At 70.2% G+C, this 23,988-nt stretch carries 23 protein-coding genes and 2 tRNA genes; 15 read left to right on the top strand and 10 right to left on the bottom strand.

Annotated elements, in window-relative coordinates:
• Nucleotides 1-2: 2 nt before the first annotated feature.
• From ACIBVP_RS41610 to ACIBVP_RS41600, 3 genes are read right to left on the bottom strand one after another with little or no spacing between them, the layout of a single operon-like run.
• Nucleotides 3-911, bottom strand: a complete 909-nt coding sequence (locus tag ACIBVP_RS41610; protein ID WP_396112111.1) for an alpha/beta fold hydrolase — start codon at nucleotides 909-911, stop codon at nucleotides 3-5.
• 13 nt (nucleotides 912-924) lie between these two features.
• Nucleotides 925-2,352 (bottom strand): amidase, encoded by a 1,428-nt coding sequence (locus ACIBVP_RS41605; protein WP_396112110.1) that lies wholly within the window; start codon nucleotides 2,350-2,352, stop codon nucleotides 925-927.
• Nucleotides 2,349-2,924 (bottom strand): TetR/AcrR family transcriptional regulator C-terminal ligand-binding domain-containing protein, encoded by a 576-nt coding sequence (locus tag ACIBVP_RS41600; protein WP_396112109.1) that lies wholly within the window; start codon nucleotides 2,922-2,924, stop codon nucleotides 2,349-2,351. The genes ACIBVP_RS41605 and ACIBVP_RS41600 overlap by 4 nt, the downstream gene beginning before the upstream one ends.
• A 221-nt stretch (nucleotides 2,925-3,145) precedes the next feature.
• Between ACIBVP_RS41600 and ACIBVP_RS41595 the strand changes: the two genes are divergently transcribed.
• Nucleotides 3,146-3,454, top strand: a complete 309-nt coding sequence (locus ACIBVP_RS41595) for a hypothetical protein (protein ID WP_396112108.1) — start codon at nucleotides 3,146-3,148, stop codon at nucleotides 3,452-3,454.
• 97 nt (nucleotides 3,455-3,551) lie between these two features.
• Here ACIBVP_RS41595 and ACIBVP_RS41590 read toward each other — a convergent pair.
• Nucleotides 3,552-3,627: transfer RNA gene (locus ACIBVP_RS41590), tRNA-Lys, on the bottom strand.
• Nucleotides 3,628-3,790: 163 nt separating this feature from the next.
• Here ACIBVP_RS41590 and ACIBVP_RS41585 point away from each other — a divergent pair.
• Nucleotides 3,791-5,002: an Ig-like domain-containing protein gene (locus ACIBVP_RS41585; RefSeq protein ID WP_396112106.1), complete on the top strand. Its 1,212-nt coding sequence runs from the start codon at nucleotides 3,791-3,793 to the stop codon at nucleotides 5,000-5,002.
• 239 nt (nucleotides 5,003-5,241) lie between these two features.
• Here ACIBVP_RS41585 and ACIBVP_RS41580 read toward each other — a convergent pair.
• Nucleotides 5,242-5,314 (bottom strand) — tRNA-His (locus ACIBVP_RS41580).
• 63 nt (nucleotides 5,315-5,377) lie between these two features.
• A complete protein-coding gene (gene orn, locus ACIBVP_RS41575; RefSeq protein WP_396112105.1) occupies nucleotides 5,378-5,983 on the bottom strand; it encodes an oligoribonuclease in 606 nt (201 codons plus the stop codon).
• A gap of 106 nt (nucleotides 5,984-6,089) precedes the next feature.
• Between orn and ACIBVP_RS41570 the strand changes: the two genes are divergently transcribed.
• Complete coding sequence (locus tag ACIBVP_RS41570) at nucleotides 6,090-7,568, top strand: glutamate--cysteine ligase (RefSeq protein WP_396112104.1); 1,479 nt, start codon at nucleotides 6,090-6,092, stop codon at nucleotides 7,566-7,568.
• Nucleotides 7,569-7,576: 8 nt separating this feature from the next.
• Here the strand turns inward: ACIBVP_RS41570 and ACIBVP_RS41565 are convergent, their stop codons facing one another.
• The gene (locus ACIBVP_RS41565; RefSeq protein WP_396112103.1) at nucleotides 7,577-7,780 is read right to left on the bottom strand and encodes a hypothetical protein; all 204 of its coding nucleotides are present in this window, start codon (nucleotides 7,778-7,780) and stop codon (nucleotides 7,577-7,579) included.
• Between the two features lie 122 nt (nucleotides 7,781-7,902).
• Between ACIBVP_RS41565 and ACIBVP_RS41560 the strand changes: the two genes are divergently transcribed.
• The 3 genes from ACIBVP_RS41560 to ACIBVP_RS41550 all read left to right on the top strand — a co-directional run bounded on the left by ACIBVP_RS41560 (nucleotide 7,903) and on the right by ACIBVP_RS41550 (nucleotide 10,720).
• Entirely contained in the window at nucleotides 7,903-9,126 is a 1,224-nt protein-coding gene (locus ACIBVP_RS41560) for an NAD(P)/FAD-dependent oxidoreductase (protein WP_396112102.1), read from the top strand.
• 16 nt (nucleotides 9,127-9,142) lie between these two features.
• Nucleotides 9,143-10,147 (top strand): tetratricopeptide repeat protein, encoded by a 1,005-nt coding sequence (locus ACIBVP_RS41555; protein WP_396112100.1) that lies wholly within the window; start codon nucleotides 9,143-9,145, stop codon nucleotides 10,145-10,147.
• A gap of 72 nt (nucleotides 10,148-10,219) precedes the next feature.
• Entirely contained in the window at nucleotides 10,220-10,720 is a 501-nt protein-coding gene (locus ACIBVP_RS41550) for a hypothetical protein (protein ID WP_396112099.1), read from the top strand.
• 486 nt (nucleotides 10,721-11,206) lie between these two features.
• Here ACIBVP_RS41550 and ACIBVP_RS41545 read toward each other — a convergent pair whose 3' ends face one another.
• Entirely contained in the window at nucleotides 11,207-11,587 is a 381-nt protein-coding gene (locus ACIBVP_RS41545; protein ID WP_396112098.1) for an XRE family transcriptional regulator, read from the bottom strand.
• A gap of 3 nt (nucleotides 11,588-11,590) precedes the next feature.
• Nucleotides 11,591-11,971 carry a type II toxin-antitoxin system RelE/ParE family toxin gene (locus tag ACIBVP_RS41540; protein WP_396112097.1) on the bottom strand — a complete coding sequence of 127 codons (381 nt, stop codon included), beginning with the start codon at nucleotides 11,969-11,971 and terminating at the stop codon, nucleotides 11,591-11,593.
• A gap of 186 nt (nucleotides 11,972-12,157) precedes the next feature.
• Between ACIBVP_RS41540 and ACIBVP_RS41535 the strand changes: the two genes are divergently transcribed.
• Entirely contained in the window at nucleotides 12,158-13,369 is a 1,212-nt protein-coding gene (locus tag ACIBVP_RS41535) for a lactate 2-monooxygenase (RefSeq protein WP_396112095.1), read from the top strand.
• Here ACIBVP_RS41535 and ACIBVP_RS41530 read toward each other — a convergent pair whose 3' ends face one another.
• Nucleotides 13,370-15,016, bottom strand: coding sequence for a bifunctional 3'-5' exonuclease/DNA polymerase (locus tag ACIBVP_RS41530; protein ID WP_396112094.1), 1,647 nt, complete (start codon nucleotides 15,014-15,016; stop codon nucleotides 13,370-13,372).
• 107 nt (nucleotides 15,017-15,123) lie between these two features.
• Between ACIBVP_RS41530 and ACIBVP_RS41525 the strand changes: the two genes are divergently transcribed.
• From ACIBVP_RS41525 to ACIBVP_RS41490, 8 genes are all read left to right on the top strand, one after another.
• Complete coding sequence (locus ACIBVP_RS41525) at nucleotides 15,124-16,728, top strand: AMP-binding protein (RefSeq protein ID WP_396112093.1); 1,605 nt, start codon at nucleotides 15,124-15,126, stop codon at nucleotides 16,726-16,728.
• Nucleotides 16,729-17,007: 279 nt separating this feature from the next.
• Complete coding sequence (locus ACIBVP_RS41520; protein WP_396112092.1) at nucleotides 17,008-18,198, top strand: S8 family peptidase; 1,191 nt, start codon at nucleotides 17,008-17,010, stop codon at nucleotides 18,196-18,198.
• Nucleotides 18,199-18,605: 407 nt separating this feature from the next.
• Nucleotides 18,606-19,811 carry an acyl-CoA dehydrogenase family protein gene (locus tag ACIBVP_RS41515; protein WP_396112091.1) on the top strand — a complete coding sequence of 402 codons (1,206 nt, stop codon included), beginning with the start codon at nucleotides 18,606-18,608 and terminating at the stop codon, nucleotides 19,809-19,811.
• On the top strand, nucleotides 19,811-20,608 hold the full coding sequence (locus tag ACIBVP_RS41510; protein WP_396112090.1) for an SDR family NAD(P)-dependent oxidoreductase: 798 nt from the start codon (nucleotides 19,811-19,813) through the stop codon (nucleotides 20,606-20,608). Before ACIBVP_RS41515 ends, ACIBVP_RS41510 begins: the two co-directional genes overlap by 1 nt.
• Nucleotides 20,605-21,657 (top strand): phosphotransferase family protein, encoded by a 1,053-nt coding sequence (locus ACIBVP_RS41505; RefSeq protein ID WP_396112089.1) that lies wholly within the window; start codon nucleotides 20,605-20,607, stop codon nucleotides 21,655-21,657. Before ACIBVP_RS41510 ends, ACIBVP_RS41505 begins: the two co-directional genes overlap by 4 nt.
• Nucleotides 21,654-22,313 carry a histidine phosphatase family protein gene (locus tag ACIBVP_RS41500; protein ID WP_396112088.1) on the top strand — a complete coding sequence of 220 codons (660 nt, stop codon included), beginning with the start codon at nucleotides 21,654-21,656 and terminating at the stop codon, nucleotides 22,311-22,313. The genes ACIBVP_RS41505 and ACIBVP_RS41500 overlap by 4 nt, the downstream gene beginning before the upstream one ends.
• An 8-nt stretch (nucleotides 22,314-22,321) precedes the next feature.
• Nucleotides 22,322-23,293, top strand: coding sequence for an SMP-30/gluconolactonase/LRE family protein (locus ACIBVP_RS41495; RefSeq protein ID WP_396112086.1), 972 nt, complete (start codon nucleotides 22,322-22,324; stop codon nucleotides 23,291-23,293).
• A 45-nt stretch (nucleotides 23,294-23,338) separates the two neighbouring features.
• Nucleotides 23,339-23,974 (top strand): hypothetical protein, encoded by a 636-nt coding sequence (locus tag ACIBVP_RS41490; RefSeq protein ID WP_396112085.1) that lies wholly within the window; start codon nucleotides 23,339-23,341, stop codon nucleotides 23,972-23,974.
• Nucleotides 23,975-23,988 lie beyond the last annotated feature (14 nt).

Below are 23,988 nucleotides of genomic sequence, written 5' to 3'. Positions count from 1 at the left end.
CCTCAGTCCGTGACGGCGAGCAGGTCGAAGATCGTGTCGCGTACTACGTTCGGGTGTTCCTGCGGGATGAGATGTCCGATGTCCTCGACCACGACGACTTTGCCCTGTGGGGCGGCGGTCATGAGGTCGGCTGCCGTCCGGTTCAACAGCGGGCGGAGCTTGGCCATGCCGCGGTCCACGCGGCCGGCCTGCAGGCAGACGGTCGGGACGTCGGGCGTCCCGGTGGCCTGGAGCCGGCGCAGCAACGGCAAGCCGGCCACGATCTGTGCGGCCTCCCGCCTGCCCGCACGCATTGCCCGGCTGCATGCGTAGTCGCGCAGCAGGATCGCGCGGTCGTCGTCGCTGATCTCCGAGGAGATTCCCCGCGGAAAGGACATCCGCTCGATCAGCCGGGTCGCCCCGATCATGGCCAGCACCGACATGACGCGGAACGAGGCCGCGTTCACTCTCGCGAGCGTCGGGGACATGACCTCGGCGAGTGTCGCGTCGACGAAAACCAGGCCGGCGACGCGCTGCGGATGGTGGTGGGCGAAGGTCCGCAGGATCGGCCCGCCCCAGCTGTGCCCGACGAGGACGACGGGCTCGGTCTCGTCCAGCGCGTCGAGCAGGGCGGCCAGGTCGTCGGCGAGGTGTTCGAGTGAGCGGTCGTCGGTGGCGTCGTCGCTGCCGCCATAGCCGGCGCGGTCGTAGCTGACCGTGCGGGCCCGCTCGCTGACTTGCCGCTGGGTGTGCACCCACTCCGCGGCCGGCGCACTCATACCGGCCTCGAAGACGACGAGCGGACCGCGTGCGTCACCGGCCACAACCGCGCGAAGGCGCCGTCCGCCGGGAAGCTCCACGAGCCGTTCGGTCAGGCCCCGGCCTGGGGCGAGCCCCGGGGGCGTGCCGCGCGAGAAACCGTCTACTGCCATGACGCTCGACCTTTCACAGATACCAGCAGGGCGGGTGGGTGTCGGCCCACAGGCCGGCGCGTTCGAGCTGGGCGGCGAGCGCGAGCAGCCGGCCGTCGTGCCGTGCGCGGCCGACAAGCTGCACGCCGACGGGCAGCCCGTCGCGGTCCTGGTGCGACGGGAGCGCGACGGCCGGTGCGCCGGTGAAGTTCGCCCACGGCGTGTGACACGACCAGGCCAGCATCCGGTCGGGAACCTGCTCGATCCCGTCCGCGAGGTAGTGGCCGAGTGGCACGGCCGGACCGTTGGTCGTCGGCGTCAACGCGACGTCGAAGTCGGCGAGTGCGTCGAGGAAGGTACTGGCGTACTGCGCGAGAGTCGCCTGCCCGAGTTCGACGTCGACGGCGGATCGCGTCTCGCCCGCCGCGAGCAGATGGCGTGTGTACGGCATGAGCAGGTGCCGTCGCTCGGGCGGGATGAGAGCCGGGACCGAGGCCGCGGTGCGGGTCTCGAACCACTGGAAGATCGCCTGCCGCACCGACTCGGTGTAGCGGGCGGGGATCGCGATCTCCCGTACCTCGTGCCCGAGTTCGCGGAGCAGGGTCGCCGCGCGCTGGACGGCACGAACCGACTCCGGGTGCGAGTCGATCCCGTCCAGCCCGGTCTGGGTCCACATCGCGATCCGCAGCCCTCCGGGCGGCTGCTGCCCGATCGCGTCCGCGAAGCTCCGCGCGGGACGCCAGCCGTGGAGATCGCCCGGCCACGGCCGCGCCATGACGTCCAGCAGCAACGCCGCGTCGGACACCGTACGTGCGATCGGCGTCTCGATGCCGGGACTGAAGAAGGAGGTCGCCGGAGCCATGCTCACCAGGCCGCGGCTCGGCTTCACCGCGACGAGGTGGCAGCAGGCGGCCGGCGTACGGCCCGAACCGGCGCCGTCGCTGCCATGAGCTATCGGCAGCATCCCGGCCGCCACGGCGGTGGCCGCGCCGCCGCTGGAGCCACTCGAGTAACGGCTGGGGTCATACGGCGTGACCGCGGGGCGCGGGGTGACGTCGTTCTCGGTGAAGCAGGTGACGCCGAACTCCGGCACATTGGTCTTGCCGAGCACGACCGCGCCGGCCCGGCGCAGCAGGCCCACGGTCCATGAGTCCTCTGCCGGCACGTTGTCGGCGAGTGCGGCCGAACCCAACGTGGTTCGGATGCCCGCGGTCGGGTTGGTGTCCTTGATACCGATCGGCAGCCCGCGCAGCGGTGACCACTCGCCGCGCCCCAGCAGCTCGTCGGCACGGGCGGCTTCCTCGAGGGCGAGTTCCGGAGTGCGGGTGACGAACGCGCCGAGCTCGTCGTCGAGCTTGTCGATGCGGTTCAGGTAGTGCTGCGTCAGCTCGCGCGAGGAGATGTCCCGGTCGCGTAGCGCGCGCAGCTGCTCGGCCGCGGAGAGTTCGTGCGGCTCGGTCATCGGGTCACCCGCGTCCTGGTGAGCAGCCAGTGGGCCGACTGCGCGATCAGGTCGAGGTCCTCGGACGTGATCGGCCGCCGCGTGAGCATCTGACGGTGCATCAGTGGACCCTCCAGGAGGTCACCTGGCAGGTACGGGTTGACTGGCTCGGGGATCTCGCCGCGGTGCACGGCACGCTCGATCACCGCGGCCACGACACCCCGCCGCCGGCCGGCCATCGCCTGGAAGGCCGCTTCGGCCTCGGGGTCACGGCGCAGGTCCGCCAGCAGCCCGACCAGCCCGTCCATCCACGGCGCGGACCATGCCGTCGCCAGGCCGTCGACGATCGCCCGCAGGTCGAGGTAGAGCGAGCCGGTGTCCACCTCCGGGATCGGTGGCAGATGCTTGGCCAGCGCCGCGGTGACCGCCTGCGCCTTGGTCTGCCATCGCCGGTAGACGTCGCTGCGATGGGCGTTCGCGTCGGTCGCGATCCGCGCCAGGGTGAAGGCGTCGTAGCCCTCACTGGTCAACAGCAGCCACGCCGCGGAGAGCAGACGCTGCTCGAGTTCTGGATCGCGTGGACGTCCTGACATGACACCTTCCTACTTACGCTTCACGAGGAGCGATATTACGCTAGAGCGCTCTGCGGGAAGATGGCAAGCATCGCGGGCTAATACGCGGAGGTAAGTGTTGCGAGAAGGCTGCACGCGGTGTGGAACCTTGCCTGCTCATATCGCTACGTGATGCTGCTTAACGTTGTGCACGCGGCGATCGAGGTCGGGGCGATGCAGTAGGCCAGGTCCTCGCGGAGCTGGTGTCCGCCGGGCTGGTCGTGTCCCACGACGGTGACCGCTACGCCGTCCCGGACGACGTACGCGGAGTCGTCACCACGCGGATGGTCGGGGACCAGGGTTCTCGTGACGCGGAGCTCCGGCTCGCCGCCCATTACGGTCACGCCGCGATGGCCGCCGCCCGGCGGTTGTACCCGGACATGCTCGAACTCCTGGCAAGCACTCTGGAGTTGCGCTGGAGATCAAACTCGGTCGGCCAGCACCCCAGGGTCAACGAAGCTGTGGTTGGCGAGCTGTTGTTGATCTTGCTCTCCGCCCATGCCCGCCGCTGAGCACCCATCAGGCGACGGTGGACGGTCGGAGCCAGCGCGGAAGCGACCTGTAAAAAACAGAACCGCAGGTCAGCGCGTATGCTGACCTGCGGTCCCGTGGTACGCCGCCAGGGACTCGAACCCCGAACCCGCTGGTTAAGAGCCAGCTGCTCTGCCAGTTGAGCTAGCGGCGCGCGTGTCGGAGAGGATCTCTCCGGCGCGACGTGAAGAACGGTATCACGTGGTCTGGAGACCCCTGAAACCGGATTCCCCATTGATGCGGATGGCCTGCTCCAGGGCGTTGGACGCATCCGGCACACTGTGCATGACGATCACGGGCAAATGGGGCGGTGTGTGATGGGCTGGGGTGGTCGGCGGCGGGGGCCGCTGATGGGCGGGGTGCTGGGCCTCGCAGTGTTGATGATCACGTCTTGTACGACCGGTGCGGCCGAGTCCGCCCCCGCGACGGACAAGCCGACGACGTCGTCGAGTGCGAAACCGGCGCCGCCGAAGAAGCCGGTGAGGCTCGCGATCACGCCCGCCGACAAGGCCGCGGACGTGGTGCCGGGCAACCCGGTCACGATCGCGGCGGTGGACGGCATGCTCACGCAGGTGCGCGTGGTCAACGAGCAGGGTGAGCAGGTCAAGGGCCAGTTGTCGCCGGACAAGACGACGTGGCAGACGACCGAGCCGCTCGGGTTCGGCAGGACCTACACGGCGACCGCGTCGGGCAAGGGCTCCGACGAGAAGCGTGCGACGGTGAAGTCGGTGTTCACCACGGCCACGCCGCGGCTGAGGGCGGACGTGTCGATGAACCCGCTGGACGGGCAGACCGTGGGCGTGGGGCAGCCGCTGGCCTTCTACTTCGACGTGGACATCGAGAACAAGGCGGCGGTGGAGCGGGCCGTCCAGATCGCGACGACCCCGCGCACCGAGGGCGCGTTCTACTGGTTCTCCGACAGTGAGGTCCACTGGCGACCGAAGACGTACTGGGCGCCCGGGACGAAGATCACGATCAACGCGGCGATCTTCGGCAAGGACTTCGGCAACGGCGTGTTCGGCAACGAGAGCCGGGTGGTCAACGTCACCGTCGGAAAGGCCATCGTCGCCACGGCGGACGGCGGCACCCACAAGATGACGGTCACGGTGAACGGCAAGGTCGCGCGGACGATCCCGATCTCGATGGGCAAGCCGGGCCACGAGACCCCGTCGGGCACCTACGTGGTCATGAGCGAGCACACGAACTACACGATGGACTCGAGCACGTACGGCGTGCCGACGGACGCGGCGGAGGGCTACCGGACGACGGTGGCGGTGGCGAGCCGCATGTCGAACAGCGGCATCTTCTACCACTCGGCCCCCTGGTCGGTGGGCGACCAGGGCCACCGGAACGTGAGCCACGGCTGCATCAACATGACCACGGAGAACGCCGCCTGGCTGCAGGAGATCAGCCAGAAGGGCGACGTGATCGTCGTGAAGAACAGCGGCGGCCCGGTCCTGGAGTCATGGGACGGCCTGGGCGACTGGCAGATCCCGTGGCCCCAGTGGACGAAGGGCGGCAAACGCTAGCACCGACAACACCCCCCCGGGAGCCCCGCTTCCGGGGGGGGGGGGCGTGTGTCAAGGACGGCCACACCACACCACACCGTGGGGGCCACCAAACGGGGTCGTCCTGTTGAAAAGCCAGCCACGCAGTCAGGCCGAACCAACGGCACCGTGGGGGGTTTGGGGGGGCTCGGCCCCCCAACATGATGACGAACCCGCCCGGGAAGGTGGCCCCGAAGGGCCACCGAACAGGGTCATCCACGGGTGAGTGACGGGACTTGAACCCGCGACATCCTGGACCACAACCAGGTGCTCTACCAGCTGAGCTACACCCACCATCGCCGCCGCAGCGGGCAGCGCACATATCGTAACGTGCCCGGTGGACGGTCCGACAGCAGGTCAGGGCTTGCGGTTCATCAGGCCCTCTGCCACGGCTTTTGCCTGGTCGCTCGTCGGCCCGGGGGCCGGGACGAACGCGGTGCCCCGGTAGTACTCCAGCTCCCGGATCGACTCCCTGATGTCCGCGAGCGCGCGGTGGGTGAGGCCCTTGTCGGGCTGCGCGTAGTAGATCCGCGGGTACCAGCGCCTGCACAGCTCCTTGATGGAGGACACGTCGATCATCCGGTAGTGGAGGTGGGCGTCGAGGGCGGGCATGTCGCGGGCGATGAAGCCGCGGTCGGTGGCGATGGAGTTGCCGCACAGGGGTGCGGTGCGGGCGTCCGGGATGTGTTTGCGCACGTAGTCGAGTACCTGGGTCTCGGCTTCGGCGATCGAGACCGTCGACTGGCGCACCAGCGGGGTGAGGCCGGACGCGGCGTGCATCTCGCGCACGACGTCCGGCATGGCGTCCAGTGCCGCGTCGTCCGCGTGGATGACTATGTCGACGCCCTCGTCGACGATGTTGAGGTCCGAGTCGGTCACGAGCACCGCGATCTCGATCAGTGCGTCCTTGCTCAGGTCGAGGCCGGTCATCTCGCAGTCGATCCACACCAGGTTGTCCGTCACCCGAAGGAGCTTATCCCGGTACGCTGGTTTGATCTCGCAGCTTGCGGGGGTAAAGGCTTGGCGCGAGGCTTCCCGGTACGCGAGATCACCTAGTGGGGCGATGCGGATGGGCAAGGATGTCGAGCGGACCGAGTTCACCCGCGCCGACAGGCAGCGGTTCCGGGAGAAGGTGCGCCTGTGCCTGGACGTGTTCGCGCAGATGCTGAAGCAGTCGGCCTTCGACACCGACCGGCCGATGTCCGGGCTGGAGGTCGAGCTGAACCTGGTCGACGCGGCAGGCGACCCGGCGATGAGGAACGAGGACGTCCTGGCCGCGATCGCCGACCCGGACTTCCAGACCGAGCTGGGGCAGTTCAACATCGAGATCAACCTGGCCCCGCGTGAGCTGGGACCGGACGGGCTGTCCGGTTTCGAGGAGAGCCTGCGCGCGTCGCTGAACGCGGCGGAGGTCAAGGCCGGGACGGTCGACGCGAACATCGTGATGATCGGCATCCTGCCGACGTTGCAGCACGATCACATGAACGCGGACACCCTGTCGGCGAACCAGCGCTACAAGCTGCTCGACCAGCAGATCTTCGCCGCCCGCGGGGAGGACCTGGAGATCGACATCGCGGGTGAGGAGCGGCTGCGCACCCAGGCGGACACGATCGCGCCCGAGTCGGCCTGCACCAGCGTCCAGTACCACCTGCAGGTGGCGCCGGAGCGGTTCGCCGACTTCTGGAACGCGAGCCAGGTCGTCGCGGGCATCCAGGTCGCGCTGGGCGCCAACTCGCCGTACCTGTTCGGCAAGCAGCTGTGGGCGGAGAGCCGCATCGCGTTGTTCGAGCAGTCCACCGACACCCGGCCGGACGAGCTGAAGGCGCAGGGCGTGCGGCCGCGCGTGTGGTTCGGTGACCGGTGGATCACGTCGATCTTCGACCTGTTCGAGGAGAACGTGCGCTACTACTCGGCGCTGCTGCCGCTGTGCGACGACGAGGACCCGGCGCAGGTGCTGGCCGACGGCGGCGCGCCGCAGCTGAGTGAGTTGCGCCTGCACAACGGCACGATCTACCGCTGGAACCGGCCGATCTACGACGTGGTCGACGGCCGCCCGCACCTGCGGGTCGAGAACCGGGTGCTGCCCGCGGGCCCGACGGTCGTGGACGTGATGGCCAACGCGGCGCTCTACTTCGGGCTGGTCCGGGCGCTGGCCGACCAGGAGCGTCCACTGTGGACGCAGATGAGCTTCTCGGCGGCGGAGGAGAACTTCCACGCCGCCGCGAAGGGTGGGATCGGGGCCAGGGTGTACTGGCCGGGGATCGGCGACGTGCCGGTCACCGAGCTGGTGCTGCGCAGGCTGCTGCCGCTCGCGCACACCGGCCTCGACACGTGGGGCGTCGCGCCCGCCCAGCGGGACCGCCTGCTCGGCGTGATCGAACGGCGCTGCATCTCGGGGCGCAACGGTGCGACGTGGCAGGTCGACACCGTGCGCGCGCTGGAGGAGACCCGGTCGGTGACGCGTGAGCAGGCGTTGCGGGAGATGACCCGCCGCTACGCCACCCACATGCACACCAACGAACCCGTGCACACCTGGCCAGGGGTGTAGCCGAGGTGTCAGTTCTCCTGTGTCCTGGCCGCGTCGACGACCGCGTCGCGGAGCACCGCACGCAGCCGGCCGACGTCGAGCGGGTTGAGCACCGCCGTCTCGCCTGGTGGGGCTACGAGCACGATCCGGCCCTGCCGGACGAACACCGTCAGGTCACGTCTGCGGCCAGCAATGTCGCGACACGTGATCGACCACTCCTTATGGTTGGTCACATTCCCATCCTCCGGCCGTCGGCTGGTTCGCCGCTCAATTATTCGTTCGGCACAGAGACGTCGCGGCGACGGGGTCGTGACGCGCGTACACCATCTTTCATCGACGAAAGGCTTGACCGACCATGGCTGAACCGCGCCGCATCGTGATCGTGGGGACCGGGCTCGCCGGCGCCTCGGCGGCTGGTGCGTTGCGTGAGCAGGGCTTCGAGGGGGACGTGCTGCTCATCGGTGAGCAACGGCACCGGCCCTACGAGCTGCCCGCGCTGTCCAAGGGCATCATGCTCGGGGACACCGACGACCCGGACTGGGTCCACGACGAGTCGTTCTACGCCGAGAAGAACGTCGAGCTGCGCCTGCGCACCAAGGCCACCGCCGTCCACGTCGGTGACCGGACCATCGACGTCGGCGGCGCGACCGAGCCGTGGGACCGGCTGGTGCTGGCCACCGGCTCCACGCCGCGACGCCTGCGGGTGCCGGGCGCGGACTACCCGAACATCCGCCGTCTGCGCCGCCTCGACGACGCCCGCGACCTGCGGGCCGAGCTGACCGAGGGCAAGCGCGTGGTGATCATCGGCGCGGGCTGGATCGGCTGCGAGGTCGCGGCCGCGGCACGCAAGCACGGCGCGGCGGTCACCGTCATCGACCCGCTGCCGCTGCCGCTGCACCGCGTCCTCGGCGACACGGTCGGCGCGGTGTTCCGCAAGATGCACGAGACCGAGGGCGTCACGTTCCACCTCGGTGTCGGGGTCGCCGAGTACACCGGCGCGGACGGGATCGCCACCGGCGTCCGGCTGGAGGACGGCACCGAGGTGCCCGGTGACGTGCTGCTGCTGGCGGTCGGCGCGCGGCCGAGGACCGAGCTGGCACACGAGGCCGGGCTGGCGCTGTCCGAGGGCGCGGGCGTCGACGTCGACGCGACGCTCCGCACCTCCGCGCCGGACGTGTACGCGGTGGGCGACATCGCCGCGCACTTCCACCCCAGGCTGGGGCAGCGGATCCGCGTCGAGCACTGGGCCAACGCGAAGGACCAGGGCGCGCACGTCGCGAAGAACCTGCTCGGCGCGGGTGAGCCGTACACGGCGAGCCCGTACTTCTTCTCCGACCAGTACGACCTCGGCATGGAGTTCCGCGGCCTCGCCGACCCGTTCGCCGACGAGCTGGTGGTGCGCGGCGACCTGGAAGGGCGCGAGTTCATCGCGTTCTGGCTGCGCGACGGCGCGGTGCAGGCGGCCATGAACGTCAACATGTGGGACGACGGCGACGCGCTGCAGGCACTCGTGGACGCCCGGGCGCGGGTCGAGCCCGCGAAGCTGGTTGACGCCGATCTGGCGAGCCTGATGGGGTAGCCGCCGGGGAGGACGCATGGCGGACGGCTCGATCGACGCGGTCTTCGTGCGGGCGGAACGGCTGGCCGACGAGGGCAGGCCACGAGCGGCGATCGCCGTGCTGGAGTCCGCGCTGGAGACCTGCCCCGGCAACGCGACCGCGTGGTGCCGGCTGTCCGCCGCGTACCTGGAGGTCGACGAGGCACGCGAGGCGCTGGCGGCGGCCAAGCGTGCCATGGCGCTGGGCGAGCCGGCGTGGGCGAACCGGCTCGCGAGCCTCGCGCTCGTCGAGCTGGGCCGGTACGAGGAGGCCGTGGTCTCCGCCGGTGAGGCCGTCCGCCGCGCCCCAGACGACTGGCGTGGGCTGGTGACGCTGTCCGAGGCACTCGCCCACGCCGAACCGGAGCAGGCGGTGCGTGCCGCGCGCTCGGCGGTGGCGCTGGCGCCCGAGGAGGCCCGCGCACACGAGGTGCTCGGCGACGCCGCCATGCTCGCCCACGACTGGATGCTCGCCGAGCAGGCCTACCGCGACGCGCTGCGGCTCGACCCGGGCAACACCGAGGTCGCGGTCAAGATCGAGCGGCTCGAGTTCCGCCCCGCCGACGACGCCCGCCGGCGCAGGCAGCCGGTCCGGTCCCGGGGCGAGCCGGGGTTCGAGCGGGTGCAGCGGGTGGCGTGGTACCTGGCGCTGCGGCGGTCGGCGGTGTGGCAGGCGGTGGCGGCGGTCGTGCTGGTGTTCGCGTCGCTGGCGTGGGTGGGGCTGGGGGCGCTGCTGTTCGTCGGGGTGCTGGCGTGGCGGGGGTACGCGACGCTGCCGCTGGGGGCGCGGGCCCGTGCGGGGGTGCTGTGGCAGCGGGCGCCGCTCGTGGTCGTCGGCGGGGCGGCGCTCGCCGTGTCGTACGCGGCGCTGCTCGTGTGGACGGTGGCCGCCGCGCTCGGTGGCGTGTTCGTTCCCGTGCTGGTCGTGGCGTTCTGTGGGGCCGTGGTCGCAGTCGCGAACAGTTGGTTGGGGCTGTGGCGGATGTGGCGGCGCAGTCGTTAGTGTTCGCCGGAACCGCGCGGGTCCGGGGCGCGTCGGTGTGACAAGGCATCTTTTCCGAACGAGGGGACGATTATGACCCGCCTCGGCGCCATCCTGGCCTTCTTCGGGTTCGGTTCGGTGGTACTGCACCTCATGGGCCGTCAGTTCCGTGTCCTGATGTGGACGGAGGAGTGGCAGCCGTTCCTCGGGCTCGGCCTCGGCGCGCTCGGTGTCGTGTTCCTGCTCATCCCGACACTGATGAACAAGGACAAGCCCGCGGAGCCCTCGCCGGGATACGGCCCGCCGCCCGCTGCGCCCGCCGGTCCGCCTCCCGCCGGTTACGGTCCGCCGCCCGCGAGCCCGCCAGGTGGACTTCCGCAGCAGCCCGGCTACGGCCCGCCGCCTGCCAACCCGGCCGGTGGGTTCCCGCAGCAGGCCACGCCCGCGGGGCCGCCCGGCGGCTACCCGCCGCCGATCCCGCGGCAGGGCCCGCAGTTCGGCCCGCGGCCACCACAGGGCCCGCCGCCGCCGCGCGGGCCGGGTCAGGACTTCGGACCACAGGGCGGGCCGCCGTTCGGTCCGCATGGCCGGTAGGCCACAACCATCACGATTTCCTAGGAGCGGCAGCGTGGCTGGTCAGTACGGCGCTTACCAGAACGAGATCTTCTGTGTCCGGGTCCGCCCCGTCCAGGATTTTGCCGCTCTGGTAGCCTGCTGACCTGCGGAAACGCATCGCATCAGTTCTCGCCGGTTCTCATCACTGGTGGACGTGCAACGACCTGGAGATGGCCGGGACTTGATCTTCGTCCTGCCCGTCGGTTAGCGCCGGGTCGTCGGTGTCAGGCGTGGGCGTGTCTCATCGACGGGGCCGACGCGAGGGACGAGCGCCCAGCCGATGTCGAGAGTCAGTCGTTGTCGTATGTAGTGCGGCAGAGATGCCCTGGGCACGACGGTTTTCTACGTGTGTTTCGATCACCAGGGGACGCAACGAAGCCCTCTGAACACGAAAAACAACCGATGTCAGAGGGCTTCGTACGACCGTCGGGCTGGCACGATTTGAGCCTGCGACGAGCGACTCAATCAGGAGAGAACGAGATCGGAGTGTTGTAGCGCGTCACGATCCACCTCACTGGTCGAGACGTTGACATCGTGATCGACGAAGTCGGCCACCAGCTTGAGGCGGCCTCCAAGGGCAAGAACGTACCGACTCAAGGTGTCGACTTCCATCTGTCCGACATCGCCACTCTCAAGCTGGCTGACACGAGGTTGGCTGATACCCATACGCTTCGCGACTTCACCCTGGGAAAGCTTGAGCTCCTGACGGAGTTGGGCGAGTCGAAACCCGAGTACGTACGCCTGAGTCCGAGTGCGAGCCTCGACACGAGCCGCGTCGACATCTCGCCCGTTGTCCTTGTCGCGCCGAGCCTTCTCGGCCTTGACGTCCTTCCACGAACGGGTCATGTCTCAGCCCTCCTTCTCGTCACCTTCGAGGCGTGCCAGATGCTGGCTATAACGCTCATCGGCCAAGGGGATGTTCCGCTGGTACCAACCCGTCCAATCACCGGCTTTGTCACCTGCAGTCAACAGGATCGCCTGGCGCTGGGGGTCAAAAACGAACAAGATCCGCACTTCGGAGCCACCTGCGGAAGCAGGCCGCAGCTCCTTCATGTTGTGATAGGCAGACCCTTTGATCCTGTCGACAAGGGGGCGACCCAACGTCGGGCCGGTGGCCGCAAGCATGTCGATCGCCTCCTCGATCAGATCGGCGGTCTGGGGCTCTTCCTCTGTCAACCCCAAGAGCCACGCATCAACACTGTCGTGCAGCTCGATCTCCCACTGACCCACGCTGCAACAATAACCTTAACCTTATAATCTGCTAAACACCAGGGATGACTCCGTCACATTCAGACGTGTCGCTACAGGTCAACTACTCAAAGTGATGGGCGCCCGCGCGGGCGAGGAAGGCGATTGATCGCGTACTGGGTAGCGACGACGACTCGGTGACCATGGAAGATGGGCGCGCATCGGGGCATGAGTCGGACGGCCTGGAGACGGCCTGAGGCGGTTGGGAGCGGCAAAGTGGCTGGTCAGTACGGTTCTTACCAGAACGAGATCTACCTGCAGGGACTCGGCGACCAGGTGCCGCCGTTCACCACGGACGGGACTCGGCTCGAGGCGGCCGCGCGGGAGAAGCTCGACGACGGGCCGTACGGGTACGTCGCCGGTGGTGCCGGGTCCGGGGCGACGATGCGGGCCAACCGGGGGGCGTTCGACCGGTGGCGGATCGTGCCGCGGATGCTCACCGACGCGACCAAGCGGGACCTGGCCACCACCGTGCTCGGCACCGAACTGCCCGCGCCCGTGTTGTTGGCGCCGGTCGGGGTGCAGTCGATCGTGCACCCGGACGGCGAGTTGGCGACCGCGCGTGCCGCGGCCGCGGTCGGGGTGCCCATGGTGTTGTCGACGGCGTCGTCCAACACGATCGAGGACGTCGCCGCCGCCAACGGGGACGGGGCGCGTTGGTTCCAGCTGTACTGGCCCAACGACAACGAGGTGACGATCAGCATCCTGGCGCGGGCGAAGGCGGCCGGGTTCACGACCCTGGTGCTGACGCTCGACACCTGGACGCTGGCGTGGCGCCCCAACGACCTCGACCAGGCCTACCTGCCGTTCATCCGCGGCATCGGCACCGCGATCCCGTTCTCCGACCCCGCCTTCCGCGCGAAGCTCGCGAAGACGCCCGAGGAGGACCCGACCGCGGCGATCCTGCAGTGGATCCCGATGTTCACCGGCACCGACCACCACTGGGACCAGCTGCCGTTCCTGCGTGAGCACTGGGACGGGCCGATCGTGCTGAAGGGCATCCAGCACGTCGACGACGCCTGGCGTGCCGCCCGTGCCGGGATGGACGGCATCGTCGTGTCCAACCACGGCGGCAGACAGGTCGACGGCGCGGTCGGTGCGCTGGAGGTCCTGCCGGAGATCGCCAACGCGGTCGGCGACCAGCTCGACGTGCTGTTCGACTCCGGGGTGCGCACCGGCGCCGACGTGCTGAAGGCGGTCGCGCTCGGCGCCAAGGCCGTGCTGCTCGGGCGCCCGTACGTCTACGGCCTGGCTCTCGGCGGTGAGGACGGTGTCCGGCACGCGGTCCGCGGGATCCTCGCCGAGCTGGACCTCACGCTCGGCCTGTCCGGCAACCGCACCCTCGCCGACCTGTCGCCGGACACCTTGCGCCGGACCTAGCTACTTCGCGTCCGCGTAGCAGGCCACCACCGTCGCCTCAAGCGGGAAGTGGACCGGGGTGTCGCCGAACACGAGGCGGGACGCCGTCAGCGCCGACGCGCGGACGGCGTCCGCCACCCGGTCCGCGATCTCCGCCGGGCAGTGGACCATCACCTCGTCGTGCTGGAAGAACACCAGCTGGGCGGCCGTGTCCGCGATGCGTTGCCGCAGCATGGCCAGCAGCGTCAGCGCCCAGTCCGCGGCGCTCGCCTGCACGACGAAGTTGCGCGTGAACCGGCCCCAGTCGCGGGCGGCCTGGCGGGAGCGGCGTTCGTCGGCGTCCGGCGAGCCCATCAGCGCACGCCACTTCTCGCTCGGCGGCGGCGACGTCCTGCCCAGGCGGGAACGCACCACCTGGCCCTCCTCGCCGGCGCGGGCCGCGGCCTCCACGTACTCCACCGCCTGCGGGAACCGCTTGCGCAGCTTCGCCAGCAGCGGACCGGCGCCACCGCTCGTGCCGCCGTACATGGCCGACAGCATGGCGATCTTCGCGTGGCCGCGGTCGCCGTCGAAGACCTCCTCCGCCAGGCCCGCGTACAGGTCGACGCCACGCGACACCTCGGCCAGCTTCCGGTCACCGGCCAGTGCCGCGAGGACCCTCGGCTCCAGCTGTGCCGCGTCCGCGACCACCAGCGACCAGCCCTCGTCCGCGCGGACCGCCGTGCGCAGCTGTTTCGGCAGCTGCAGCGCCGCGCCACCGCGCGTCGCCCAGCGGCCGGAGACCACGCCGCCCACCACGTACTCCGGGCGGAACCGGCCGTGCGCGACCCAGGAGTCCAGCCACGACCAGCCGTGCGCCACCCACAGCCGCGCCAGCTCCTTGTAGCGCAGCAGTGGGGCCACGGCAGGGTGGTCGACCTCCCTGAGCACGTGCGCCCTGCTCGACGGCACGTCGATGCCCGCGCGGGCGAACGCGCGGACCACGCTCGCCGGGTTGTCCGGGTTCACCTGCCGCGACTCGGGCGCACCGACCAGCCCGAACGCCTCGGTGATCTCCTCGGCCAGCTCCGCGAGGACCTTCGGCCGGGTGCCGGCGGGCGGTTTCGGGCCCAGCAGCTCCGTGAGCAGAGCCGTGTGCACGTCCGCACGCCACGGGAGCCCGTGGTGCGTCATCTCCGCGGCCGCCAGCGCGCCCGCGGACTCCGCCGCCACGAGCAGGCGTAATCGGTCCGGGTGCGCGGTGGCCGCGATGCGTTTCTGCTGGTCGTCGTACACGGCGGCCGCCGCCGTCAGCGGGTCGGTGCCCGCCGGGGCCGGTTCTCGTTCCGCCTCGAACAGTGCGGGCTGCTCGGTGCGTGCGGCGGGGCGGGGATCGTCCGGTTCCGGCAGGTCACGCATGCGTGCCCAGGCGGCGGCGAGGTTGCGGGGGCGGCCGGGACGCTCCTCGGCGCCCAGCAGGATGCCCTCGGTGAGCGCGAGGTCGTGGCAGCGGTCGATGCGAACGCCCGCGCGCAGCAGGTCGGGGTAGAGCGCCTCCACGGAGGGCAGCACCCAGCGCGCGTCCCGCCCGGCCATCCAGGCGGCCAGGTCCGGGACGCGTTCCGGCACGCCGGAAGGGCCGAGCACCTGCCCGGCGCCGTCCGCTTCCGGCACGACCACGACACGCATGCCCGCATTGTGCGCCCGAGCACCGACAATTTTGGGAGATGCCCCTTGGCCCCTTAGTTAACTAGCCAGTAGGTTCGGGGTCAGCGACGTGACGAGGAGGTCAGCGAGTGTTCAGGGCGCTCTCCCAGGTACCGGCCGCGATCCGTGGGTTCGACGTGCTCAGGCGCGCCGGGCTGGCCCCGGTTTCCCGTCCCGACCAGGCACTTCGCTCCTTGTTGACGTTGCGGCGGCTCGGTCCGATCGCGGGTGCGGCGCAGGTCGCGGCCGACCGGGACGACACGGCGGTCGCGATCGTCGACGAGCTGGGCTCGCTCACCTACCACCAGCTCAGCACTCGCGCGAACGCGCTGGCCAGGGCGTTCGCGGACCGCGGACTCGGGCCGACGTCGGTCATCGCGCTCATGGCGCGCGACCACCGCGGCGCCGTGGACACCATGATCGCGGCCGGGAAGCTCGGCGCCCGCATCCTGCTCATGAACACCGGGTTCGCGAAGCCGCAGCTCGTGGACGTCGCGCGTCGGGAGAAGGTCGAGGCGGTCGTCTACGACCAGGAGTTCACCTCGTTGGTGGACGCCCTTGACGACGACGTCCAGCGCGTGCTCGCGTGGGTCGACGAGGACGGGCACGACGTGCCGACCATCGAGGAGCTGATCGCCAGGACCGACGACCGGCCCGTCCCGAACCCGCCGAACCCCGGCGGTCTGGTGCTGCTGACCAGCGGAACCACCGGCACGCCCAAGGGCGCGCCGCGCACGGTCCGCTCGCCGCTCGCCGCCGCCCAGTTCCTCGACCGGATCCCGCTGCGGACCGGGGAGTGCACGGTCATGGCCGCCCCGCTCTTCCATGGGACCGGTCTTTCACAGTTCTTGCTGTCGCTCTCGCTCGGCTCGACCGTGGTGCTGCGCCGCAAGTTCGACCCGGAGACGACGGTCCGCGCGATCGCCGACAACAGGGCCACCGCGCTCGTGCTGGTGCCGACCATGTTGCGGCGCATCCTCGACCTCGGCGGCGAGGTGCTCGCGAAGTACGACACGTCGTCGCTGCGCATCGTCTTCTGCGCCGGTTCCGCGCTGCCGCCCGAGCTGGGCAACCGCGCGACCGAGGCGTTCGGCGACGTCGTGCACAACCTGTACGGGTCGACCGAGGTCGCGGTCGCGACGGTCGCGACGCCGGCGGACTGGCGGAAGGCGCCGGGCACGGTCGGTCGCGCACCGGTCGGCTGCCGGGTCGCGCTCTACGACGACAAGGGGCGCAAGATCACCGCGCCGCACGTGACCGGCCGCGTGTTCGTCGGCAGCATGCTGTCCTTCGAGGGCTACACCGACGGCAGGCACAAGGAGATCATCGACGGCCTGCTGTCCAGCGGGGACGTCGGCCACTACGACGAGGACGGCCTGCTGTTCATCGACGGCCGCGACGACGACATGATCGTCTCCGGTGGCGAGAACGTGTTCCCCGGTGAGATCGAGAACCTGCTGCTGGAGCACGACGGCGTCGCCGAGGCCGCGGTCGCCGGGGTGGCCGACGACGAGTACGGGCAGCGGCTCGCCGCGTACGTGGTGCGCAGGCCCGGGGTGAGTGTGGACGGCGAGGAGCTGAAGGCGTACGTGAAGGCCAACCTCGCGCGGTTCAAAGTGCCGCGCGACGTGGTGTTCGTCGACGAGCTGCCGCGCAACGCGACCGGCAAACTGCTCCGCGACAAACTTCGTTGAGTTATCACATCCAGATTTCTCGCGCAACCGTAGATCGTCGGTAATGTCGTCCCATAATGCGGGCGAATTCCGTCATGGTAATTCCAGACGATCGTCGGGTCTCGTTGTTCACGCAGGTCACGGGGCTGTCGCTAGTCCGTTCGGGCTAGAACTGGTAAGGGTCAGTCATTGCTTCTGGTTGTGGCCCGGAGGTTGCATGGCCATTGGACGGCCGTATTAGGGGCAGCAATTGCGCAGTGCGGTTTGTCCTTTATCAGTCGGGGACTGGAAGGGTGAGCAATGAAACTCACGGGTCGGGGCCGGCTCATCGTCGGCGCGGGAGTGGCGGGTGCGGTGGCGGTCGCCACGGCGATCGCGGCGATGCCCGCGCAGGCGGCCGAGGGGCAGATCCTGCTGGCCGGCAGCGAGAACGCGGTGGCCGACAGCTACATCGTGGTGCTCAAGGACCAAGCGCGTGGTGCGTCCGTCGCCGCGGAGGCGTCGGGCCTGTCGGCGAAGTACGGCGCGCAGGTCAGCCACACCTACTCGAACGCGATGAACGGGTTCGCCATCCACGCCACGGAGGCGGAGGCGAAGAAGCTCGCCGCGGACGGTGCGGTCGAGTTCGTGCAGCAGAACCAGAAGTTCACCATCAGCGACACGCAGGACAACCCGCCGTCGTGGGGGTTGGACCGCCTCGACCAGCGCGACCTGCCGCTGGACGACTCCTACACCTACAACAGCAAGGGTGACGGCGTCACCGCGTACGTGATCGACACCGGCGTCATGGTCGACCACCCGACGTTCGAGGGCCGGGCGACCGGCGGCTTCGACGCGATCGACGGCGACAACGACCCGGCGGACGGGCACGGGCACGGCACGCACGTCGCGGGCACCATCGGCGGCGCGGAGTACGGCGTGGCCAAGGGTGTCGACATCGTCGGCGTCCGCGTGCTGGACGACAGCGGTTCCGGCACGACCGAGCAGGTCGTCGCGGGCATCGACTGGGTGGCCCAGAACGCGAGCGGCCCGTCGGTGGCGAACATGAGCCTCGGCGGCGGCGTCGACGAGGCACTGGACGAGGCCGTGCGCGGCGCCATCTCGGCGGGCGTGACCTTCGCGATCGCGGCGGGCAACTCGTCCGCGGACGCGAACGACTTCTCCCCGGCCCGCGTGACCGAGGCGATCACGGTCGCCGCGTCGGACGACGCGGACGGGCAGGCGTCGTTCTCCAACTACGGCGAGGTCGTGGACCTCTACGCGCCGGGCGTGGACATCACGTCGTCGTGGAACGACGGTGCCACCAACACGATCAGCGGCACCTCGATGGCCACCCCGCACGTGGCGGGCGCCGCGGCGCTGTTCCTGTCGGCCAACCCGGACGCCACGCCGGCGGACGTGGCCACCGGCCTGACCGGCGCGGCAACCCCGGACAAGATCACCAACGCGAGCCCGGGCACGCCGAACCTGCTGCTGTACACGGGCGAGTGACCCACTTGTCCACAACCCACTGAGTTGTCCACAACCAACGCCGAAACACCCGTCACTGTCGGCACCCCCTGGTAGACTGGCACGGCGGGACGCCCCCGGGATCGGGTGGGGGCTGGGCATCGCGCGCGAGGCGATGTGCGTCGTCGGTGTTGTGCGGGCATTGGGGTTTGCGGAGCGCTCGATCGGGATTTCCGGTCGGGCGCTCCTTTTTTTTTGAGTGGGCTGGGTTCGCCCGCCGGGGCCGGTGGCCAGCGGGTCTACATAGGACTCCGCAGGTCCAGTGCGGCTCTCGTCCCCAGCACCTTGGGCGCGCTGACCACGGAGCTTTGGGCAGTGACGCAGGTCTCAGGCGAAGACGACCGGTTCTGCATCGATGAACTCGGTTTTTCGCGGCTAGGGTGCCATTCGTGGACTTCTCGCATTCGGCCACGGCGGCCGACTACCTGAGTCGGGTGTCCGACTTCGTGCGGACCGAGATCGAGCCGGTCGAGCCCGAGTACCACCGGGCGTTGCACGCCAGCGCGGACCCCTGGACGGTCCTGCCCGTCATCGACGAACTCAAGGCCAAGGCCCGCGAGACGGGGCTCTGGAACCTCTTCCTGCCCGGCACGGAACGCGGCGCGGGCCTCACCAACGTCGAGTACGCGCCGCTCGCCGAGCAGATGGGGCGCTCCTTCATCGCCCCGGAGATCTTCAACTGCAACGCGCCCGACACCGGGAACATGGAGGTCCTCACCCAGTACGGCAGCCCTGAGCAGCAGGAACAGTGGCTCGAACCCCTCCTGCGCGGCGAGATCCGCTCCGCCTTCTGCATGACCGAACCCGCCGTCGCCTCCTCCGACGCCACCAACATGGCGGCCACCGCCGTGGTGAAGGGGGACGAGGTCGTGATCAACGGGCGGAAGTGGTGGAGCACGGGCGTCGGCCACCCCAACTGCAAGGTCGTCATCTTCATGGGGCTCACCGACCCCGACGCCGACCGTCATCGGCGTCACTCGATGGTGCTCGTGCCGATCGACACCGAAGGGGTGAAGGTCGAGCGCATGCTGTCCGTGTTCGGGCACCGCGACGAGCCGTACGGGCACGGTGAGGTCAGCTTCGCCGACGTCCGCGTGCCGCTGAGCAACGTGATCGCCGGGCCCGGGCGTGGGTTCGAGATCGCCCAGGGCAGGCTCGGGCCGGGCCGCATACACCACTGCATGCGGCTCATCGGGCTCGCCGAGCGGTCGCTCGAGCTGGCGTGCGCGCGGGCCAGCCGGCGGGAGGCGTTCGGCAAGCCGCTCGCCAACCTCGGTGGCAACCGGGAGCGCATCGCCAAGGCGCGGATCGCGATCAACCAGGCGCGGCTGCTGGTCCTGCACACGGCGTGGCTGCTCGACACCAAGGGCCTCGCAGGTGCGCGCAGCGAGGTGTCGCAGATCAAGGTCGCGGTGCCGAACATGGCGCTCGAGGTGATCGACATGGCCATCCAGCTGCACGGCGCCGCCGGGCTGTCCGAGGACTTCCCGCTCGCCGCCGCCTACACCAGCGCCCGTTCGCTGCGGCTCGCCGACGGGCCCGACGAGGTGCACATGGGCCTCGTCGCCCGCCACGAAATGGCCGCCTACAAGTAATGGCCGACCGCGTCCTGGTCACCGGCGCCGCGTCCGGGCTCGGACGGGCGATCGCCGCGCGCTACGCGACGGCCGGGTGGCGCGTGCTCGTGTCCGATGTGGACGCCGAGGCGGCGGTGCGTGCCGCGGCGGAGATCGACGCCTCGGCGATCGGGCTCGACGTCACCGCCGAAACCGACTGGGCGGATGCTCGCGACTGGTGCGAGCGCGAGTGGGGCGGGCTCGACGTGCTTGTCAACAACGCGGGCGTCGGCGCGGGCGGCCGGTTCGAGAAGATCGGCACCGCCGACTGGGACTGGATCTGGGAGATCAACGTCAAGGGCGTCGTCCTCGGCGCCCGGACGTTCGTGCCTGACTTCAAGGCACGCGGCAGCGGGCACCTGGTGAACGTGGCCTCGCTCGCCGGGATCATGAACCTGCCCGGGATGAGCAGCTACAACGTCAGCAAGGCCGCCGTGATCGCGCTCTCCGACACGCTCCGCCTCGAACTGGAGCCCTACGGGGTGCACACGACCGTCGTCTGCCCCGCGTTCGTGCGGACCAACCTCGGTGACCGGCTGCGCAGCCCGGACCCGGCGCTCGCCACGCTGATGGACCGGCTGATGACGTCGTCGAAGGTCACCGCGGAGAACGTCGCCGACCAGGTGTTCGACGCCGTGGCGCGGAAGAAGTTCCTCCTGTTGACTCATCCTGACGGGCGCCGCTCCGCGTTGCTCAAGCGGCTCGGGCTGACCGACGGGCAGGTGCGGAAGTACTGGACGCGGCTGCGTGCGGCCGTGGAGAAGGGAGAACGGTGAAGGACGAGCCGGGTGCGCTGCGGGACGAGGACGCGTTCGACACGGCGGCCGTGCACGAGTGGCTGTCGTCCCGAGCGGACGGGCTGACCGGGCCCCCGGCGGTGCGCCAGTACCCCGGCGGTGCCTCGAACCTGACCTACCTGCTGTCCTATCCGGACCGCGAGCTGATCCTGCGCCGCCCGCCCAAGGGGCACAAGGCCGCCTCCGCGCACGACATGCGCCGCGAGTACACCGTGCAGGACAAGCTCAAGCCCGTCTACCCGTACGTCCCGACCGTGCTCGCGCTGTGCACCGACCACGACGTGCTCGGCTCGGACTTCTACGTCATGGACCGCATCGACGGCATCATCCTGCGCGGCGACCTGCCCGAGGGCCTCACGCTGTCGCCGCACGAGGCGTCCTCGCTCGCGTACCGCACGTTCGACCGGCTGATCGAGCTGCACGAGGTCGACCCGGACGCGGCAGGCCTGTCCGACCTCGGCAAGGGCGCCGGGTACGTCGCCCGCCAGGTGCGGGGCTGGTCCGACCGCTACCGCAAGGCACGCACCCCGGACGCGCCCGACGGCGAGACCGTGATGCGGTGGCTGGACGCGAACCAGCCCGACGACGTGCGCACGTGCGTGATCCACAACGACTTCCGCTTCGACAACGTCGTCCTCGACAGAGACGAGACAGGCGAGCTGAACGTCGTCGGCGTCCTCGACTGGGAGATGGCCACGCTCGGCGACCCGCTCATGGACCTGGCCGGCTGCATGGCGTACTGGATCCAGGCCGACGACGACGACGTCGCGCAGCTGTCGCGCCGCCAGCCGTCGCACCTGCCCGGCATGCCCAAGCGCGGGGAACTGGTCGCCTACTACTGCGACCGCATGGGCCTCTCCGCCGAGAACTGGGTGTTCTACGAGGTGTTCGGTTGGTTCCGGCTGCAGGTGATCATGCAGCAGATCTACTACCGGTACCACAGTGGACAGACGCACAACGAGGCGTTCGCGGGCTTCCCCCGGTTCGTCGCCTACCTCGACGAGCGCTGCCGGAAGGCGATCACGTGACCGCGGTCTACCTGCTGCGCCACGGGCAGGCGTCGTTCGGCGGGCCCGACTACGACGTGCTGTCCGCCACCGGCAAGCAGCAGGCCGTCGTGCTCGGCGAGGAGCTGCGGCGGCGTGAGCTGACGGTGCACGCGGTGTGGAGCGGCACGCTGCGCAGGCAGCTGCAGACCGCGTCGGCGTGCCTCGCCGAGGCCGGGATCGAGCTGCCGGTCCGCGAGGACACCAGGTGGAACGAGTACGACCACCTCGGGCTGGTGCCTGCCGGGCAGCCGGTGGCCGAGCTGGAGGACGCCACCCGCGAGTTCCAGCGGCAGCTCGACGCGGCCATCGAGGCGTGGATCAGCGGTGGGCACGCCGCGGGCTCGACCGGCACGTGGGCCGAGTTCACCGGCGGCATCCGCGACGCGCTCGGCGAGGTGCTCGCCGGGCTGCCGCGGGGCAGCGCCGCGCTCGTGTTCACCTCGGCGGGCGTGATCAGCGCGATCTGTGCGACGCTGCTGTCGGCACCGGCCGCCGGGTACCTCGCGCTGAACCGCACGATGGCGAACGCGAGCATCACGAAGCTGGTGCGCGGCCGGTCCGGGGTGAGCCTGGTGTCGGTCAACGAGCACGGTCATTTCGACGGTCCCCACCGCGACCTGCTGACCTACCGGTAGGAGGACGCATGGCACGTCCGAAGATCAACCCGCGGGTGTGGCGCCCGCCCGCGGCGCCCAAAGCCGACCCCGACCCGCTGCCCGCCCTGACGGTGGTGCAGGTCAACGGGTTCGGCGCCGAGGACGTGCTGGTCGACAAGGGCCACGTGTTCACCGGCGTCGACGACGGGCGGATCCTGCGGCTCACCCCGGACGGCCGCAGGCTGGACACGATCGCCGACACCGGCGGCCGGCCGCTCGGGCTGGAGTTGTACCCGGATGGTCGCCTGCTCGTGTGCGACTCGAAGCGTGGTCTGCTGCTGGTCGACCGGCAGAGCGGCGACGTCGAGGTGCTGGTGCCGCGCGGGCCGGACCTGCGGGTGTGCAACAACGCGGCGGTCGCGGCCGACGGGACGGTGTACTTCACCGACTCGACGTCCCGGTTCGACCTCGACCACTGGAAGGCCGACCTGCTGGAACACAGCGGCACCGGCCGCCTGCTGCGCCGCGACCCGGACGGCACGCTCGACGTGCTGCTGACCGGCCTGCAGTTCGCGAACGGTGTCGCGCTCGCGCCCGACGAGTCGTGGGTGGTGGTCGCGAGCACGGGCTCGTACCGGCTCGACCGGGTGGAGCTGCCGTCCGGCAGGCACACCACGCTGGCGGAGAGTCTGCCCGCGTTCCCCGACAACATCGCGACCGGCTCCGACGGGCTCGTGTGGATCGCGATGGCGTCGCCGCGGCTCGCCGTGCTCGACCTCGCACACCGGCTGCACCCGGCCGTCCGCAAGGCCGTGTGGGCGCTGCCGGAGCCGTTGCAGGTCAAGGAGAAGCGGGTGGTGTGGGTTCGTGCCATCGACGGCACCTCCGGCAGGGTGGTGCACGACTACCGGTCCGTGCGCCCGGACTTCCACATGGTGACGGGCGTCCGCGAGGCCGACGGCGTGGTGTACCTGGGCAGCCTGAACGAACGCGCGGTCGCCTGGTTCACGCTGCCGTAGCGGCGGCGCACGGGGACGGGACGGGTTCTGACAGGATCGGCCGCGATGACGGACGAGTTCGGGATCGAGCCGAAGGGCAGGCGGCGGGTCGCGTGGTGGGCGGCCGCGCTCACGCTGCTGGTCGTCGTGGTGGTCGTCGCGATCGTCCAGGACCGGTCCGCGGACCCTGAGGGGGCGTTGCTGACCGGTGCCGACTTCGGGGCCGGGTACGAGGTCGCGGTGCTGACCCCCGACCAGGTCGCCCGGACCGACACCGGTCTCCCCGCCGGCATCGAGCCCGCCCAGTGCACCGGCCTGCTGCGGGCGCGGCCGGAACCTGTCACCACGGCCGACGCCGTCTCCGCGCGCCGGGACGGCGCCGCCTATCTCGAGGTGGTGATGCCCGCCGACGGGGTACGTGCCTGGGACGCGGACCGGCTCGACGAGATGGTGGGCACCTGCGCGACCACCACCTTCGACGAGGGCACCGTCGAGTTCAGCCGGCTCGACGCGCCTGCGGACGGGTACGCGTTCGCCGCACGGGTGTCGTCGGGTGACGGAGTGGTGACGGTCGGTGTCGCCATGGCGCGGGTCGGCGAGCACGTCGTCGTGCTGACCGGGATCGCGCGGGGTGATCTCGACCGCCGCGAGTTCGCGCGGCTCACGCGGGTGGCCGGCGAGAAGGTGTCGGCTCACCTCTGACCGGCCGCTGACGG

The sequence above is a fragment of the Actinophytocola sp. NPDC049390 genome (assembly GCF_044466355.1).
In the GTDB taxonomy this organism is placed as follows: domain Bacteria; phylum Actinomycetota; class Actinomycetes; order Mycobacteriales; family Pseudonocardiaceae; genus Actinophytocola.
This window is presented reverse-complemented; position numbering and strand designations above follow the sequence as displayed.

Coding starts and splice junctions, on each gene's coding strand:
- ACIBVP_RS41610 (WP_396112111.1), bottom strand. CDS start 911: ATGGCAGTAGACGGTTTCTCGCGCGGCACGCCCCCGGGGCTCGCCCCA.
- ACIBVP_RS41605 (WP_396112110.1), bottom strand. CDS start 2,352: ATGACCGAGCCGCACGAACTCTCCGCGGCCGAGCAGCTGCGCGCGCTA.
- ACIBVP_RS41600 (WP_396112109.1), bottom strand. CDS start 2,924: ATGTCAGGACGTCCACGCGATCCAGAACTCGAGCAGCGTCTGCTCTCC.
- ACIBVP_RS41585 (WP_396112106.1), top strand. CDS start 3,791: ATGGGCTGGGGTGGTCGGCGGCGGGGGCCGCTGATGGGCGGGGTGCTG.
- ACIBVP_RS41570 (WP_396112104.1), top strand. CDS start 6,090: ATGGGCAAGGATGTCGAGCGGACCGAGTTCACCCGCGCCGACAGGCAG.
- ACIBVP_RS41560 (WP_396112102.1), top strand. CDS start 7,903: ATGGCTGAACCGCGCCGCATCGTGATCGTGGGGACCGGGCTCGCCGGC.
- ACIBVP_RS41555 (WP_396112100.1), top strand. CDS start 9,143: ATGGCGGACGGCTCGATCGACGCGGTCTTCGTGCGGGCGGAACGGCTG.
- ACIBVP_RS41550 (WP_396112099.1), top strand. CDS start 10,220: ATGACCCGCCTCGGCGCCATCCTGGCCTTCTTCGGGTTCGGTTCGGTG.
- ACIBVP_RS41545 (WP_396112098.1), bottom strand. CDS start 11,587: ATGACCCGTTCGTGGAAGGACGTCAAGGCCGAGAAGGCTCGGCGCGAC.
- ACIBVP_RS41535 (WP_396112095.1), top strand. CDS start 12,158: ATGAGTCGGACGGCCTGGAGACGGCCTGAGGCGGTTGGGAGCGGCAAA.
- ACIBVP_RS41530 (WP_396112094.1), bottom strand. CDS start 15,016: ATGCGTGTCGTGGTCGTGCCGGAAGCGGACGGCGCCGGGCAGGTGCTC.
- ACIBVP_RS41520 (WP_396112092.1), top strand. CDS start 17,008: ATGAAACTCACGGGTCGGGGCCGGCTCATCGTCGGCGCGGGAGTGGCG.
- ACIBVP_RS41510 (WP_396112090.1), top strand. CDS start 19,811: ATGGCCGACCGCGTCCTGGTCACCGGCGCCGCGTCCGGGCTCGGACGG.
- ACIBVP_RS41495 (WP_396112086.1), top strand. CDS start 22,322: ATGGCACGTCCGAAGATCAACCCGCGGGTGTGGCGCCCGCCCGCGGCG.
- ACIBVP_RS41490 (WP_396112085.1), top strand. CDS start 23,339: ATGACGGACGAGTTCGGGATCGAGCCGAAGGGCAGGCGGCGGGTCGCG.